The 14,416-nt window shown below is 44.2% G+C and carries 9 protein-coding genes, 1 tRNA gene and 2 pseudogenes; 8 read left to right on the top strand and 4 right to left on the bottom strand.

Annotated features, from left to right (window positions below; translation table 11 throughout):
* The first annotated feature begins 17 nt into the window (after window positions 1–17).
* Together BOQ04_RS07235 and BOQ04_RS07230 are read left to right on the top strand one after the other, a co-directional pair.
* Window positions 18–704, top strand: coding sequence for a dienelactone hydrolase family protein (locus tag BOQ04_RS07235; protein WP_076024093.1), 687 nt, complete (start codon window positions 18–20; stop codon window positions 702–704).
* A 27-nt stretch (window positions 705–731) separates the two neighbouring features.
* Window positions 732–1,229 carry a hypothetical protein gene (locus BOQ04_RS07230; RefSeq protein WP_076024092.1) on the top strand — a complete coding sequence of 166 codons (498 nt, stop codon included), beginning with the start codon at window positions 732–734 and terminating at the stop codon, window positions 1,227–1,229.
* Window positions 1,230–1,306: 77 nt separating this feature from the next.
* On the opposite strand, the gene BOQ04_RS07225 is transcribed toward BOQ04_RS07230, so the two are convergent.
* Window positions 1,307–1,393: transfer RNA gene (locus BOQ04_RS07225), tRNA-Leu, on the bottom strand.
* Window positions 1,394–1,540: 147 nt separating this feature from the next.
* Between BOQ04_RS07225 and rnr the strand changes: the two genes are divergently transcribed.
* Together rnr and rlmB are read left to right on the top strand one after the other, a co-directional pair.
* Window positions 1,541–3,832 carry a ribonuclease R gene (gene rnr, locus BOQ04_RS07220; RefSeq protein ID WP_233126718.1) on the top strand — a complete coding sequence of 764 codons (2,292 nt, stop codon included), beginning with the start codon at window positions 1,541–1,543 and terminating at the stop codon, window positions 3,830–3,832.
* Window positions 3,833–3,962: 130 nt separating this feature from the next.
* Entirely contained in the window at window positions 3,963–4,718 is a 756-nt protein-coding gene (gene rlmB / locus BOQ04_RS07215) for a 23S rRNA (guanosine(2251)-2'-O)-methyltransferase RlmB (RefSeq protein WP_076024091.1), read from the top strand.
* Window positions 4,719–4,786: 68 nt separating this feature from the next.
* Here the strand turns inward: rlmB and tal are convergent, their stop codons facing one another.
* A complete protein-coding gene (gene tal, locus BOQ04_RS07210; RefSeq protein ID WP_076024090.1) occupies window positions 4,787–5,734 on the bottom strand; it encodes a transaldolase in 948 nt (315 codons plus the stop codon).
* Window positions 5,735–5,827: 93 nt separating this feature from the next.
* Here tal and rpiA point away from each other — a divergent pair, with 93 nt between their 5' ends.
* Window positions 5,828–6,538 (top strand): ribose-5-phosphate isomerase RpiA, encoded by a 711-nt coding sequence (gene rpiA, locus BOQ04_RS07205; protein ID WP_076024089.1) that lies wholly within the window; start codon window positions 5,828–5,830, stop codon window positions 6,536–6,538.
* Between the two features lie 8 nt (window positions 6,539–6,546).
* On the opposite strand, the pseudogene BOQ04_RS07200 reads toward rpiA, so the two are convergent.
* Both BOQ04_RS07200 and argA read right to left on the bottom strand, forming a co-directional pair.
* Window positions 6,547–6,829, bottom strand: a pseudogene (locus BOQ04_RS07200) (oxidative damage protection protein).
* A 50-nt stretch (window positions 6,830–6,879) separates the two neighbouring features.
* Window positions 6,880–8,244, bottom strand: a complete 1,365-nt coding sequence (gene argA / locus BOQ04_RS07195; protein WP_076024088.1) for an amino-acid N-acetyltransferase — start codon at window positions 8,242–8,244, stop codon at window positions 6,880–6,882.
* Window positions 8,245–8,297: 53 nt separating this feature from the next.
* Between argA and hrpA the strand changes: the two are divergent.
* From hrpA to BOQ04_RS07180, 3 genes and pseudogenes are all read left to right on the top strand, one after another.
* Window positions 8,298–12,324: pseudogene (gene hrpA / locus BOQ04_RS07190) on the top strand (ATP-dependent RNA helicase HrpA).
* A 75-nt stretch (window positions 12,325–12,399) separates the two neighbouring features.
* Window positions 12,400–13,404 (top strand): YVTN family beta-propeller repeat protein, encoded by a 1,005-nt coding sequence (locus tag BOQ04_RS07185; RefSeq protein ID WP_425338955.1) that lies wholly within the window; start codon window positions 12,400–12,402, stop codon window positions 13,402–13,404.
* Window positions 13,367–14,194, top strand: a complete 828-nt coding sequence (locus BOQ04_RS07180; protein WP_198929307.1) for a polysaccharide deacetylase family protein — start codon at window positions 13,367–13,369, stop codon at window positions 14,192–14,194. Before BOQ04_RS07185 ends, BOQ04_RS07180 begins: the two co-directional genes overlap by 38 nt.
* Window positions 14,195–14,416: the final 222 nt, after the last annotated feature.

Here is a 14,416-nt window from a genome sequence, read left to right as displayed (position 1 = left end):
AAAAAAAGAGGCTATACATGATTCAATTTGAAAGGCCTGATGGGCTGCCTGTAAATGCTTATCTAGCAGAACCAAAGGATCGTGCAAACGCGCCTGGCATCGTTGTCATTCAAGAGTGGTGGGGTCTTAATGATCAAATTAAAGGCGTTGCAGATACTTTGGCTAGTGCGGGCTATAGAGCTTTGGTGCCTGATCTGTATAGGGGTAAATCTGCCCTGGATGCGCATGAGGCCGAACACTTGATGAATGAATTGAATTTTGCTGATGCTGCCGGGCAAGATATTCGGGGTGCTGTTCAGTACCTAAAGGCTACAGGAAGTCAAAAGGTGGCAGTCACTGGATTTTGTATGGGTGGAGCGCTCACTGTTTTATCTTCGTGTAATGTTCCTGAATTAGATGCCACAGTAGTTTGGTACGGATGCCCGCCACTAGAGTATGTTGATGCATCTAAGATCAATACCCCAATGATGGGTCATTGGGCTTTGCATGATGATGCATTTCCAATCAAAGACGTGGACCTTCTTGAAGCCAAGCTAAAAGAGGCGAGGGTAAATTTCAACTTTTATCGCTATGATGCAAAGCATGCTTTTGCCAATGAGGAGGCTGATTCTAAAAACCTTTCCTTCTTAAAGTATGACAAGGCAGCCGCTGTTTTAGCGTGGCATCGCACAATGGAATTCCTCAAACTGCAATTACTGCAATAACCTTAATAGTTACCTTTATTTATTCGTATGCATCTATTTGCTGAAAATCTTGCCGTAGAAATCGGCATTTATTATCGAAACTTGGCTCTAGCCCATGGTGTCATTCCCAAGGTCTTTTCCTTGGTTAATGCGCAAGGCGATCAGTATTTATTCTTTATAGATGATTTGCCTCTAGATGAGCAGGATCAAAATGCATTTTTAGCTTATATAGTTCAGGATCATGATGCCATTTGCTACGCTCGGGGTACGCTGGTTATTTTAGATAACAAGCAACGGTTAATTGAGTATGCCGTTATTGATAAGGACGATCCAGAGGCTATTGTTTGTTCTGCCGAATTAACCCTTGATCTAGATGAAAAGCCTATTGTTTTAAGTGAGTTTGATAAGGCTCTGGCCCCTAAGAAGACTATTTTTTTTAACGGTTTATTTGAGCCAATTTCTCTGTCCCATGACAAGTTGGAGGATTTTCAGGGTCTATGGGAGGAAATGAAGTCGAAAATCCTACATAGAATGATGGATTTGTAATGGAATAACTTCGTATTGGTTTGATTTAGCCCCTGCAAATCTATAAAATGATCATTGCGGTTCTAAAAGCAGTAATTTGGTGCCCAGAAGAGGACTCGAACCTCCACAACCTTTCGATCGCCAGCACCTGAAGCTGGTGCGTCTACCAATTTCGCCATCTGGGCATTCCATCATTATAAGGGGTGGGGCGTTCCGATCTCTTTTTTATACCCTCAATTCGGCTTTTTCCCTTCAGACTCAACGGTTTGATACAGTAGCCTTAGTGAATAACAAAAATATGGATATAAGGCATGTATTGCCGAAGGAATTAAATGCGTAAAGCAAAAAGTTTGGTACCTCGTGAGGCTGACCGTTTAGGAACAGTTCAAGGCCACCGAGATGGATTTGGATTTGTCATTCCGGATGACGGCGGTGAGGATATCTTCCTTTCAGAAAAGGAAATGTCTCGAGTCATGCATGGCGACAAAGTAAATGTAAGGGTATTGGGTACTGATAGGCGTGGCAGGCCTGAAGGTCAGATTGTGGATGTGATCATTCATGCCAACAAGGTGGTAATTGGTCGTTTGCTGAATGAAAATGGTGTATTGATTGTTGCGCCAGAAGACAAACGCATTGGCCATGACATTTTGATACCGCCCAAAGCGCAAGGTAACGCAAAACTGGGTCAGGTTGTTAGTGCTGAAATCATTGACTATCCAGACAGCTATCGTCAAGCAGTGGGACGTGTAGTCGAAGTGCTTGGTGAAATTGATGATCCCGGCATGGAAATTGAAATTGCCGTACGTAAATATGGCGTTCCACACATCTTTTCTCCAGCTGCCATGAAGGAGGCTAATGCACTTCCGGACACTGTGCAGCAATCTGATTTAGAAGGTCGAGTAGATTTGCGAGACGTACCGCTCGTTACTATTGACGGTGCAGATGCACGAGATTTTGATGACGCCGTATATTGCGAGCCAGTCACGTATGGAAAATCAAAAGCATGGCGTTTAATTGTTGCGATTGCTGATGTGTCTCATTACGTTAAGCCTGGACACCCCCTCGATGACGAAGGCTTACTGCGAGCTACCTCAGTTTATTTTCCAAGGCGTGTGATCCCCATGCTGCCTGAAAAAATCTCCAATGGGCTTTGCTCTTTAAATCCTGGGGTGGATCGTCTCTGCATGGTTTGTGACTCAGTGGTTGATGGCAATGGAGTGGTTCTAGCTTATCAATTTTATCCAGCAGTGATGCATTCTGCCCAGCGCTTTACGTATGACACTGTTTGGGAGATTCTTTCAAACAGCAAGGGTCCTGAGGCGGCCCGTTTTGCAGAATTTAGACCGCTACTCACAAACTTATTTTCCCTGTATAAAATCTTACTTGAGGCCCGTCAAAAACGTGGCGCAATTGAGTTTGAGACTACTGAAACGCAAATCATTAGCAATGAGCTCGGTAAGATCTTAAGAATCGAACCACGCATTCGTAATGAAGCGCATCGTCTTATCGAAGAATGCATGCTTACTGCAAACGTTTGCGCTGCGGATTTTATTGCCAAGAATAAGCATCTCAGCCTTTATCGTGTTCATGGTGAACCCTCTGATGAAAAATTAGTCACATTGCGTCAAGTTCTACGTACATCCGGACTATCCCTTGATGGTGGTGACAAGCCTAAACCTAGAGATTTTGCAAAATTAATGCGTGAAATTAAGGATAGGCCTGATGCAAATATGCTTCAGTCTGTTGTCCTACGGGCAATGCAGCAGGCAATGTATCAGCCAGACAATGAGGGGCACTTTGGTTTAGCCTATCCCGCTTACTCTCATTTCACTAGCCCTATAAGACGCTATCCTGACTTGCTTACCCATCGCGTCATTAAATCCATTCTGCAAAAAAAGCCCTATGTGCCAGTTTTACCTCCCAAGGTGCCACTGAATCTGACTTTACCTCGCAAAGGTAAGGGGCGAGAAAATGCTGTGAATGCCAAAAAATCACATACTGACCGCAAAGAGGCCGCTGCAAAAGGGGTTCGTTTACCAAAAGGGGCAAATGCTTCATTGCCGATTTGGGGTCAACTTGGTGTCCACTGCTCATCCAATGAACGTAGGGCGGATGAAGCATCGCGCGATGTAGAAGCTTGGCTTAAATGCTATTACATGCGCGATCATCTTGGTCAAGAATATTCTGGTACTGTCACTGGTGTAGCAACATTCGGTTTATTTGTGCAGCTAGAGAATCTTTTTGTAGAAGGAATGATTCACGTTACTGAATTAGGCGGTGATTATTTTCAATATGATGAAGCCCGCCAAGAGCTTCGTGGTGAGCGCACCGGCATTCGTTATCGCTTGGGTGATCGAGTTCATGTCTTGGTCAGTCGCGTCGATCTAGATGCCCGAAAAATTGAATTTAGTTTAGTCAAGTCGGTAGGTGCTGAGCCGGGGAGTAGCGCGGGAAGACGACAGCTTATTCTTGCTAGTGACCCCGCTCGGTCTAATAAAAAGCAAATACCAAAAAAAGGCCGAGTAACCAACAAAGAACCTCAAAAACATGGCGGCGTCAATGTAAATGCCGCTAAGTCAGCAGGTAATTTAGGTGCGACCCAATCGAAAGCTCGGGCTAGGTAAAAAAACAAATAAAGCAGGTGGCAAGTTGATTAGCCCAAGTAGAACTCCGGGAAAGCCAGCCGGTTCTAAACCACCAGTTCGCAATACAAAAGCAAGACGTAAGTAACTATAGATTGGCGATGGGAAATTAATGAAGCAAATATTGGTAGGATTTCATGCAGTTCAAGCGCGCTTACGTGTTGATCCCGAAAGTCTTAAATCGGTGTATTTTGATCCGAGCCGCCGTGACAGGCGTATGGGAGATTTTTTAAAGCAGGCGGAAGAAACTTTAGGGGAAAGACTTCATGCTGCAGATGCCGAAAGACTGCATAAGTTAGCCGGTCATGATCGTCATCAGGGTGTTGTCGCTTTGGCAGAAAAAATGACTATTGCGCGCACTATTACCGAGGTAATTGAGGATGTGGAAGGTGCAAAGGAAAAGCCTTTATTCCTTATTTTGGATGGTGTAACCGATCCCCATAACTTTGGCGCCTGTTTAAGAGTTGCCGATGGTGCTGGTGTGAACGCGGTAGTGATCCCCAAAGACCGTTCAGCTTCAATCAATGCTACAGTGAGTAAAGTATCTAGCGGCGCCTCTGAAGTGATGCCAGTTATCACAGTGACCAATCTGGTTCGCAGCATGAAAGAGATGCAAGAGTCGGGTGTGTGGATTATCGGCACAGATGATGAGGCTGAGAAATCCATTTACGACATTGACCTGACGGGTTCAATTGCCATCGTGATGGGTGCGGAAGGTGAGGGTATGCGTCGCTTGACTAAAGAAACCTGTGATGAGCTTGTCCACATACCGATGCAAGGCGTGGTCTCCAGCTTAAATGTTTCAGTAGCAAGCGGCGTTTGCTTGTATGAGGCATTAAGGCAGCGTTTAGCAAAGCCAGCAAAGTGATCTGCACATAATTTCCTTCAACTAAGTCAGTCTGATGCAATGCATTAAAAGAGGGCTGTTGCCCTTTTTTATTGCCCTAGAAAAGCTTTTAGTTTTTCTGTATCAACACAAAAATTACGGATTCCTTCCGCTAATTTTTCTGTTGCCATTGCATCATTATTTAACTGTAGTCGAAAGGAAGATTCATCCAACTGAAGGGGGATTAAATTGCTAATTGATTTATTTGCATCCAACTTTCTTAAAACTGTTTGATCACTTGCAGATAGCTCTTCCAAAAGCTCCGGACTGATTGTGAGTAAATCGCAGCCCGCCAATTCCAGGATTTGACTGGTATTTCGAAAACTCGCCCCCATAATTTCAGTTTGAATACCAAAGTGCTTGTAGTAATGAAAAATATTTTTAACCGAAATTACTCCAGGATCATTGGCCCCGCCATTGTTGACATCACTCCAATTGCTTCCTAATTTAGATTTATGCCAATCGGTAATACGCCCAACAAACGGAGAGATTAGTTTTGCATTAACGGCCCCACAAGCTGCAGCCTGTACGAGTGAAAAGAGCAGCGTCATATTGCAATGAATACCCGATATTTCAAGTTCTTTTGCGGCTTGTATACCTTCCCAGGTGCCGGCAAGTTTAATGAGTACACGTTTTCGATCAATTCCATTGGCTTCGTAAAGGCTAATGAGATGTTTTGCTTTTTTAACTGTAGCTTTGGTGTCAAATGATAGGCGGGCATCTACCTCAGTGGAGACGCGTCCGGGTACGATGTTGAGGATTTCCATTCCAAAGGCTACTAAAATATGGTCTACCAGATCAACAGGGCTAAATCCAGAGTGCTCCCTTTTGACTCTTAAAACTAAATTTTGATAGTTTGCCTGCAGGACCGCCTTCAATATCAAAGAGGGGTTTGTGGTTGCATCTTGAGGCTTGTAGGCCTCCATTCGTTCAAAGTCACCAGTATCGGCAACAACGGTTGTGAAGGCTTTTAATTGGCTCAGTGCGCTATTAGTCATATCTATTGAATTGCTCTAAAAGTGATGTATCTTGCAATATCATATGATAGTTAATCTAAGCCGAATTCTTTTGGAAATGTACTGGGAAAAAATATGAATCAGGATCAGCTCAAGTTGCTGGTAGGGCAGGCGGCTTGCGAGGAAGTACTACGTCTCCCAAGGGGTCAAATCCTAGGCATTGGAACTGGTTCAACAGCCAACTGCTTTATTGATGCTTTGGCCCCCTACAAGGATCACTTTGCTGGAACAGTTTCTAGCTCCAATGCCACTACTGGACGACTTTTAAAACATGGCTTCAAGGTACTTGATCCAAATGAGGTATCAACCTTACCGGCATATGTTGATGGTGCCGATGAAATTGACGGCAGCGGAAACATGATTAAGGGTGGAGGTGGCGCCCTGACACGTGAAAAGATTATTGCTTCAATGGCTCAGCAATTTATTTGCATCTGTGATTCTTCTAAACAAGTTGAGTCGCTTGGAGGCTTTGCCTTGCCTGTTGAAGTTATTCCACTTGCAAAAGGGGCGGTTCAGCGCGAATTAGAAAAATTAGGTGGAACTGTCAGTTTGCGACTTGCAAAAGCAACTCGCGAAGATTTAGATCAAACCCCAAGCGCACCGTTCGTTACCGATAATGGTGGCTGGATATTGGATATCTCCGGATTGAAAATCACCAACCCACTCAAGCTTGAATCTGAAATTAATCAGATTGCTGGGGTCATTACTGTGGGATTATTTGCTAAAGAAAAGGCTGATATATTACTTGTCAGCAATGAGTCAGGCGTTAGCCGCCTGACTTTTTAAGGCATTGATCAATCTGGAAGTTCTGTTGGCGGTACGTAACCTTGCGCCATGTCTGCGCCGCCTTCAAAAAAAATACTTTTCCACTTGCTTTAACAAATATTGACGCGCACGAGGGTCGGCCATATTGAGTCGGTTTTCATTGATAAGCATTGTTTGGTGTTTTAACCAGCCGGCCCAAGCCTCCTTGGATACCTGATTCCAGATTTTCTTGCCTAACTCGCCAGGCAAAGGAGCAAAATCTAATCCTTCGCCCTCTTTATTGAGTTTGATGCATTGAACTGTGCGTGCCATTTTTGAAAGCCTTTCAAATTGCCTAATTTATTAGTGGGAACCTTGAGATTTTATAGGTCTTTTGTAAGAACCATTGATTTACGATCCCAGTTATAAATCTGTTTTCTTTCTTCTGGCAAATCATCCACTGATGCACGTTTAAAGCCACGCTTTAAAAACCAATGCTCGGTTCGGGTTGTGAGAACAAAGAGGCTCTTAATACCCTCTTGTTTGGCCCTCATTTCAATGCGCTTTAATAAGCGCTCTCCATCTCCTGAACCTTGAACATCTGGATCAACGGCGAGGCATGCAAGTTCACCAACCCCATTGGGGAATGGAAAAAGAGCTGCACAACCGAATAAAACCCGATCATGTTCAATGACAGAAAAGCGGTGAATATCACGCTCAATAACGTCTTGCCCGCGTGCCGCCAAAATTCCCTCTTCCTCTAGAGGCATCGTTAGCTGCAAAATACCGCCAACGTCATCTTGATTGGCTTCACGCAGATTTTCAATATCAGATGAGGCCAACATCATGCCAATACCATCATGAGTAAACAATTCTTCGAGCAGTGCACCATCTTGATTTGCTGGCAAGAAGTGGACACGACTCACCCCGGCGCGGATGGCACGGCTGGATATATTGAGTAAGCTCTTCATACCAAAGTCAATATCTTTGTGCGCAGAAATATATTCTTGCAGCTGCGGTAAAGAAAGCTCGGTAATGTAATTGCCTTCATCATCTTTAAGGCCGCTATAGGGACTTAGAAAAATCAATTTATCGGCTTTTAAAGCAGCAGCAGCAGATGCAGCAACATCTTCATATGCCAGATTAAAGGCTTGTCCAGTAGGGGAGAAGCCCAAAGGGGATAACAAGACGATTTTGTTGCTATCTAGTGAAAGCTTAATTGAGGTCGAGTCCACTTTTCTAACCAAGCCGGTATGGATGTAATCAACCCCCTCTACTACGCCAACTGGCATGGCTGTAATGAAATTGCCTGAGATAACTGATATACGAGAACCGGCCATAGGGGTGTTTGGTAAGCCGCGACTAAATGCCGCCTCAATATCGAGGCGAAGTTCGCCAGCGGCCTCCTTAACACACTCTAGAGCAGCAGCATCAGTAATTCGATAGCTATGAAGGGCACTTTTGCCAAACTTGCTTGTAATATTCCTCAGCATGAGCTGTTCTTCAATTTGCGGGCGGATTCCATGAACTAAGACGATGCGCATCCCCATCGCATGGAGCATGGCAATATCTTCAATCAGATTTTCCAATCCAATCTCTTGGGCCAATTCGCCTGCAAATGCAATGACAAAGGTCTTTTCCCGAAAACTATGTATATATGGGGCAACATCGCGCAACCAACCCACAAACGGGAAGTTTGAGCTCGATTCGGGGCTATTGTCTGGTGTGTTTGGCGCGTTTGTAGGCATAGTGAGAAAATTATAGGGTGCATAAGCCTATAAACCAACAAAAACCCGATGCGATGCCAGTTATCGTGCCTCCATCCAACACCTCACGCAGCTTGTCTATTCGCTTTCCAGAGGAGTTGCCTGTCTCTGGTCAGCGTCAAATCATTCAAGATGCGCTTACAAACCATCAAGTGGTAATCATTTGCGGTGAAACTGGTTCAGGCAAAACGACTCAATTACCTAAAATTTGTCTAGATTTAGGCAGGGGTACTGTAAATGGTGGGAAGTTAATAGGCCATACCCAACCTCGCCGCATAGCCGCAACCACTACAGCAAAAAGGATTGCTCAAGAGCTTGGAAGCCCTATTGGGGTGGATGTTGGTTATCAGGTTCGATTTTCAGATAAAACCAGTCAGAGCGCATCGATAAAGTTGATGACCGATGGCATCTTGCTTGCGGAAACGCAAAGAGACTCCTATCTGCGCTCCTATGACACCCTAATCATTGATGAGGCACATGAACGAAGTTTAAATATTGATTTCTTATTGGGTTANCTNTNTAAGTCAGTTATTACCAAAGAGGCCTGATCTTAAATTAATCATCACTTCAGCAACAATAGATGCTAAGAGATTTTCTGAGCATTTTTCAGTAAATGGCAAGCTTGCGCCAGTAATCGAAGTCAGTGGACGGCTATTTCCCGTTGAGCAACGCTATGAACCTTTGGAGCCCGACTCTAAGCTGGAGGATAAAAAATTTGCCAAAGAGGCTAAAGAAATACCGGAGTGTGTCACTAATGCAATCGCAAAAATTTGGGGTGAAGGAGCCAGCGGCTCTGGCGATGTTTTAGTCTTTTTGCCTGGAGAGCGTGAGATAAGGGATTGTGCCGAAGCATTACGTAAAGATCATGTTTTGCAACAACGCTTTCATCCAGAAATATTAAGTCTTTTTGCCCGTCAGTCGGTTGCTGAGCAAGAGCGTGTTTTTACCCCAGGAAATGGTCGTCGCATCATATTGACAACCAATGTTGCAGAAACATCATTGACCGTACCAAATATTCGTTATGTGATTGATAGCGGACTTGCAAGGGTAAAGCGCTACTCTTATCGTAATAAGGTAGAGCAACTTCAAGTGGAGCCAATTTCTCAGGCTGCAGCCAACCAAAGGGCTGGTCGATGTGGTCGTGTATCGGATGGTATTTGTATACGCCTGTATAGCGAACAAGATTATTTGGCACGCCCTAAGTTCACTGACCCAGAAATTCTGCGAAGTTCGCTTGCAGCGGTGATATTGAGAATGACCTCTCTTAAGTTAGCGAGAGTTCAAGATTTTCCGTTTATTGACAAACCATTAGGCAGGGCAATTACGGACGGCGTTCAACTCCTGGACGAATTAGGGGCAATCGATTTTGAAAATAGCAAGCTGGAGGATGCCTCTGATTCATCCGGCCAATTTACATTATCAGCAATTGGTAGGCAGTTGGCGGATTTGCCTCTGGATCCGCGTATCGGCAGAATGCTTTTAGCTGCTAGAGAGAACAATGCTTTGAGGGAGGTTGTCATCATTGCTTCGGCATTGGCGACCCAGGATCCACGAGAAAGACCAATCGATCAAGCGGGGGCAGCCGATCAAGCTCACTTACAATTTGCCGATGAGCGCTCTGAATTTCTCAGTTTTATTAAACTCTGGGATTGGTATCAAGATGCTTTAAAGCATAAGAATAGCAATCGTCAACTCGAATCTTTGTGCAGAAGTAAATTTCTTTCGCCTCGCCGCATGCGTGAGTGGCGCGATATTCATGGTCAATTGCACGCAATGCTTGGAGAGAAGGGGTGGAAAGAAAATCAATTACCAGCCACTTATGAGCAAGTTCATATCTCCTTGCTTACTGGCTTACTTGGCTATGTAGCAAAAAAAGAAGAGGATGAAAAATCCCAAGAGCGAGGAAGTAAAACAGGTAACTATATTGGAGCACGTGGAATTCGTCCATTTATTTGGCCAGGCTCAACCTTGGGTAAAAAGGCTGGCGCCTGGATTATGGCCGGGGAATTGCAGGAAACCAATCGGATGTATGCTCGGACCATTGCAAAAATTGAACCCCAATGGATTGAACGAGTAGCAGGACACCGCTTAATTAAATCTTTGAGTGACCCCTTTTGGGATAATCGCCAAGGTGAGGTCATGGCATTTGAGCGGGCTACCTTGTATGGATTGCCGATTTATCACGGTCGCAAAGTTCGATATGAAAAATATGACCCCAAGTTGGCCAGAGAGTTATTTATAAGACAAGCGCTCGTCCAACAAGAACTATTTGGGCGCATGGATAGCCCTGGACTTGCTCGCGAAACTGAATCTGATGCTCGTAAGAAATATCCTGAATTTGATTTCTTCTGGCATAACCGACGTCTAGCTAAAGAGATTGAAGCTTTGGAACACCGTTCTCGACGCCCGGATGTTCTGGTCGACGATGAATTGCTCTATGTCTTTTATAACGCACGCCTTCCCCAGGAGATTCTTAATCGTAAAGACTTACAAGAGTACTTAAGAAAAAAACAGGGCGATGAATCAACCAACCTTGATCAGCTTTTACGACTATCTAAAAATGATTTGATGCGGCATGAGGCAGCAGGCATCACGATTGATCGCTATCCTAAAAAAATGAATGTAGGTGGCATGGATTTGGCATTGACGTATCACTTTGAACCTGGCAGTCCAAAAGACGGCGTCACCTTGGTCGTACCCTTAAGCTCTCTTAATCAGGTGGATGGCCGCAGATGCGAATGGCTGGTGCCGGGGATGTGTGAAGAAAAAACGTTATTGCTCCTAAAGTCCTTGCCACAAAAATTACGTCGTCACTGCGTTCCATTGCCAGATTATGCAAAGTCATTTTTAGAGCGCTCTTTAGAATCGAATCGATTTGGAGTGGGTGATTATTTAGATAGCTTGATAAGCGATATTCGCAAAGAGCGCGGGCTGGAAATTAAGCGCACTGATTTCAGGATGGAGTCTCTTCCGGCACATACATCAATGAACTTTAGATTAATTGATGAGCATGGTCGTCAACTGGATGTTGAGCGAAATATTGCACGCCTTCGTGCTCAGTATAGTGAAAGTGCCCGTCATGCTTTTCAAGCAATAGCTCAGGATGTTGTTGAAACTGAGTTAGGGATAAGATCACCGTCGTCCAATGTTGCTCAATCAAGCAAATCCAGCTCGGCAGCCATCAGGCAAGTTGAGCAGGGGGGCTACCGAACATGGGAATTTGGAGGGCTACCAGAGACTCTTGAAATTCAAAAAGGATCCAAAACTTTGTTCGGTTATCCGGCGCTTGTTGACCGTGGAGAGTATTGTGATTTAGAGGTTTTCGATGATATACAAGAGGCTCGTAAATTTCATTGGCAGGGAATAAGGAAATTATTTAGCTTAGCCAATCGAGAAACTCTGAAATCTTTGCAAAAGCAGTTACCTGGAATTCGTGACATTGGCTTGCTCTTCATCCATATTGGCGCCATTGATGATCTAACCGAGCAAATATTGAATCTCGCTATAGAGCGCGCCTTCATGATTGACCCCTTGCCAATCAACGCAGCGCAATTTACGGAGCGCATGCAGGCCGGCAAACCAAGGCTCGCATTAATCGCCCAAGAAATTGCAAGGCACTCACTATCTGCATTACAGGCTTATGCAGATTTGCAGAAGAAATTAGCGCAAGCTAAGGCAGTCTCTCCAAGTGCCCATGTAGATATTCAGGGTCAAATTGCTGGTCTTATCTTCCCCAAATTTGTGTTAGATATCCCATATGCTCAATTAGTGCATTTGCCCAGATATCTGAAGGCAATCGCCATGCGGATTGATAAAATGCGTTTAAATCCGCCTCGTGATGCCCAGTGCCAAAGGGATTGGGAATCGGTTGCTCGGCCTTGGCAAAAGCTTATACAGGGTTTAAAAGGAGCTGGATCCTATGCTGTTGGTGAGGATCCAGCTTTGCAAGATTTTCGCTGGCAATTGGAGGAATTAAGGGTTGCGCTCTATGCCCAGGAGCTTAAAACCCCAAGCCCTATGTCTGTAAAGCGTCTTGAAAAGGTTTTATCAAGCTTGCGCTAGATCAAACAATGGCATAGAACAGGGCTGTTTTATGCCTTTAATGCTTACAATATGCGTATGTATACGATTTCCCAAATGAAGCGCATTTTTAGTAATTTTTTGATCGCATTAGTGGCACCCTTAATTGGCGTTGCGATTGTTCATGCACAGGCACCAATGAGCTCGACGATTGAGCCAAAAGTTGCTGTAGTACTCAATTCAGGGGATGCCAGTGTTAGCTTGATCGATATGCCAAGCCGGGAAGTGGTTAAAACAATCCCCGTTGGTAAAGAACCCCATCATTTGATGATGACCCCAGATCAGAAAACATTGCTGATAGCCAATGCTGCAGGTAATGATGTTGTTTTAATGAACCCTGTAAGCGGCGAACTGACTGGGCGTATACCAAATATTATCGATCCATATCAGGTTGGCTATTCACCAAATCACAAGTGGTTTGTAGCAAACGGCAATCGTCTCAATCGTGTAGATATTTATGCTGCTGATGGAACCAGCTTGAAGTTGGCTAAATCCATCAAACTCAAAAAGACTCCTAGTCACATTGCATTTACTTCCGACAGCAAACTTGGCTTTGTCACACTTCAGGATTCTAGTGAATTGGCTGCAATTGATCTAGAGACCCAAACTGTTGTCTGGAAAATCCCAACGGGCCATGTACCTGCCGGTCTATGGATGACTCCAGGCGATCAGTATTTGCTCATCGGTATTACTGGCGAAGACAATGTCCAAGTGATTGATTGGAAAAATCAAAAGGAAGTAAAGCGAATTTTTACTGGCAAAGGAGCCCATAACTTTCGACCACTTGGAGATAAAAAACATGTCTTTGTTGGTAATCGTATAGCATCGACGATTAGCTTAATTAATATGCAAACACTTCAAAAAGAAGCTGAGATCACAGGCCTTCCTGCCGGGCCCGATGACATGGAAATTACTCCGGATGGAAAAACGATGTGGGTAACATTTCGTTTTGCCAAAAAAGTTGGTGTGATTGATATTCCTTCAATGAAATTAATCTCAACCATACCGGTTGGGCGCTCTCCTCATGGCATCTTCTTTTATCCACGAGCCTCATGGGAGTAGGTTGCATATGATTGGGAGACACATTGCTTTCCTCATCGCAACGGGCATTTTATTTATAAGCTGGAGTTCAAGCGCCTTATCTCAAAATGGAGGGTGCTCTAAAACGGTATACCTAACATTTGATACTGGCAATATGTCCGTTGCACAAACGGTTGCCGATATTTTGAATCGCCAAAAAGTGAGGGCCACCTTTTTTTTGGCAAATGAAAAAACATTCCGAGGTGATTATGCCCTTGATGATTCCTGGAAAACCTATTGGCAGGAGCGCGTTCGAGAGGGGCATCACTTTGGGAGTCATACATTCGATCATGATTATTTTGTAAAAAATGGCCCATCAAATCAAGTATTTATAAAACCTCAGTTTGGTCCAAAAGCAGGCATGACAGTACTTGAAAATGAGGCAACATTTTGTAGGCAGATTAGAAAAGTGGATGAACGCTTTATTCAGTTGACGGGGCAGCCTATTCAGAAAATCTGGCGCGCTCCAGGGGGTAAAACATCCCCTCGCTTAATTAACATGGGTAACGAATGCGGCTATCACAATACCTCCTGGGCTTCAGCAGGTTTTCTCGGTGATGAATTAAATTCCAAAACCTATCCCAATGCGCTCTTGTTAGAAAAGGCAAGTAGGGAAATACAAGATGGCGACATCACCATGGCTCATTTAGGCATTTGGTCAAGAAAGGACCCTTGGGCTCCTGAAGTGCTTGAGCCACTCATTGTGAATCTGAAAAGCCGTGGCTTTTGTTTTGCCACTTTACCAAAGACTGGCACCCCTGAAGCCCACTAATTTATGACTTTAAATACAGTCTCCTCGTTTTTTGGTCTACTCTATGGAAGTATTCAGGAGTTTATTTTTACCAATCTCGCTGGACCTATTTTGTATCGTCTTGACTTAATGAGCTGGGCAGAAGATGTATATGACGGCATTGACTGGTTTTTATTTTGGCTGTATCCAAANNTTNTTNTTTGTATTGTTTTTTGGTTCTTCAGAACATGGGAGCGTCTACAA

Origin of the sequence: Polynucleobacter sphagniphilus (assembly GCF_001953355.1) — a bacterium.
Classification (GTDB): domain Bacteria; phylum Pseudomonadota; class Gammaproteobacteria; order Burkholderiales; family Burkholderiaceae; genus Polynucleobacter; species Polynucleobacter sphagniphilus.
This window is presented reverse-complemented; position numbering and strand designations above follow the sequence as displayed.

Coding starts and splice junctions, on each gene's coding strand:
- BOQ04_RS07235 (WP_076024093.1), top strand. CDS start 18: ATGATTCAATTTGAAAGGCCTGATGGGCTGCCTGTAAATGCTTATCTA.
- BOQ04_RS07230 (WP_076024092.1), top strand. CDS start 732: ATGCATCTATTTGCTGAAAATCTTGCCGTAGAAATCGGCATTTATTAT.
- rnr (WP_233126718.1), top strand. CDS start 1,541: ATGCGTAAAGCAAAAAGTTTGGTACCTCGTGAGGCTGACCGTTTAGGA.
- rlmB (WP_076024091.1), top strand. CDS start 3,963: ATGAAGCAAATATTGGTAGGATTTCATGCAGTTCAAGCGCGCTTACGT.
- tal (WP_076024090.1), bottom strand. CDS start 5,734: ATGACTAATAGCGCACTGAGCCAATTAAAAGCCTTCACAACCGTTGTT.
- rpiA (WP_076024089.1), top strand. CDS start 5,828: ATGAATCAGGATCAGCTCAAGTTGCTGGTAGGGCAGGCGGCTTGCGAG.
- argA (WP_076024088.1), bottom strand. CDS start 8,244: ATGCCTACAAACGCGCCAAACACACCAGACAATAGCCCCGAATCGAGC.
- BOQ04_RS07185 (WP_425338955.1), top strand. CDS start 12,400: ATGAAGCGCATTTTTAGTAATTTTTTGATCGCATTAGTGGCACCCTTA.
- BOQ04_RS07180 (WP_198929307.1), top strand. CDS start 13,367: ATGGCATCTTCTTTTATCCACGAGCCTCATGGGAGTAGGTTGCATATG.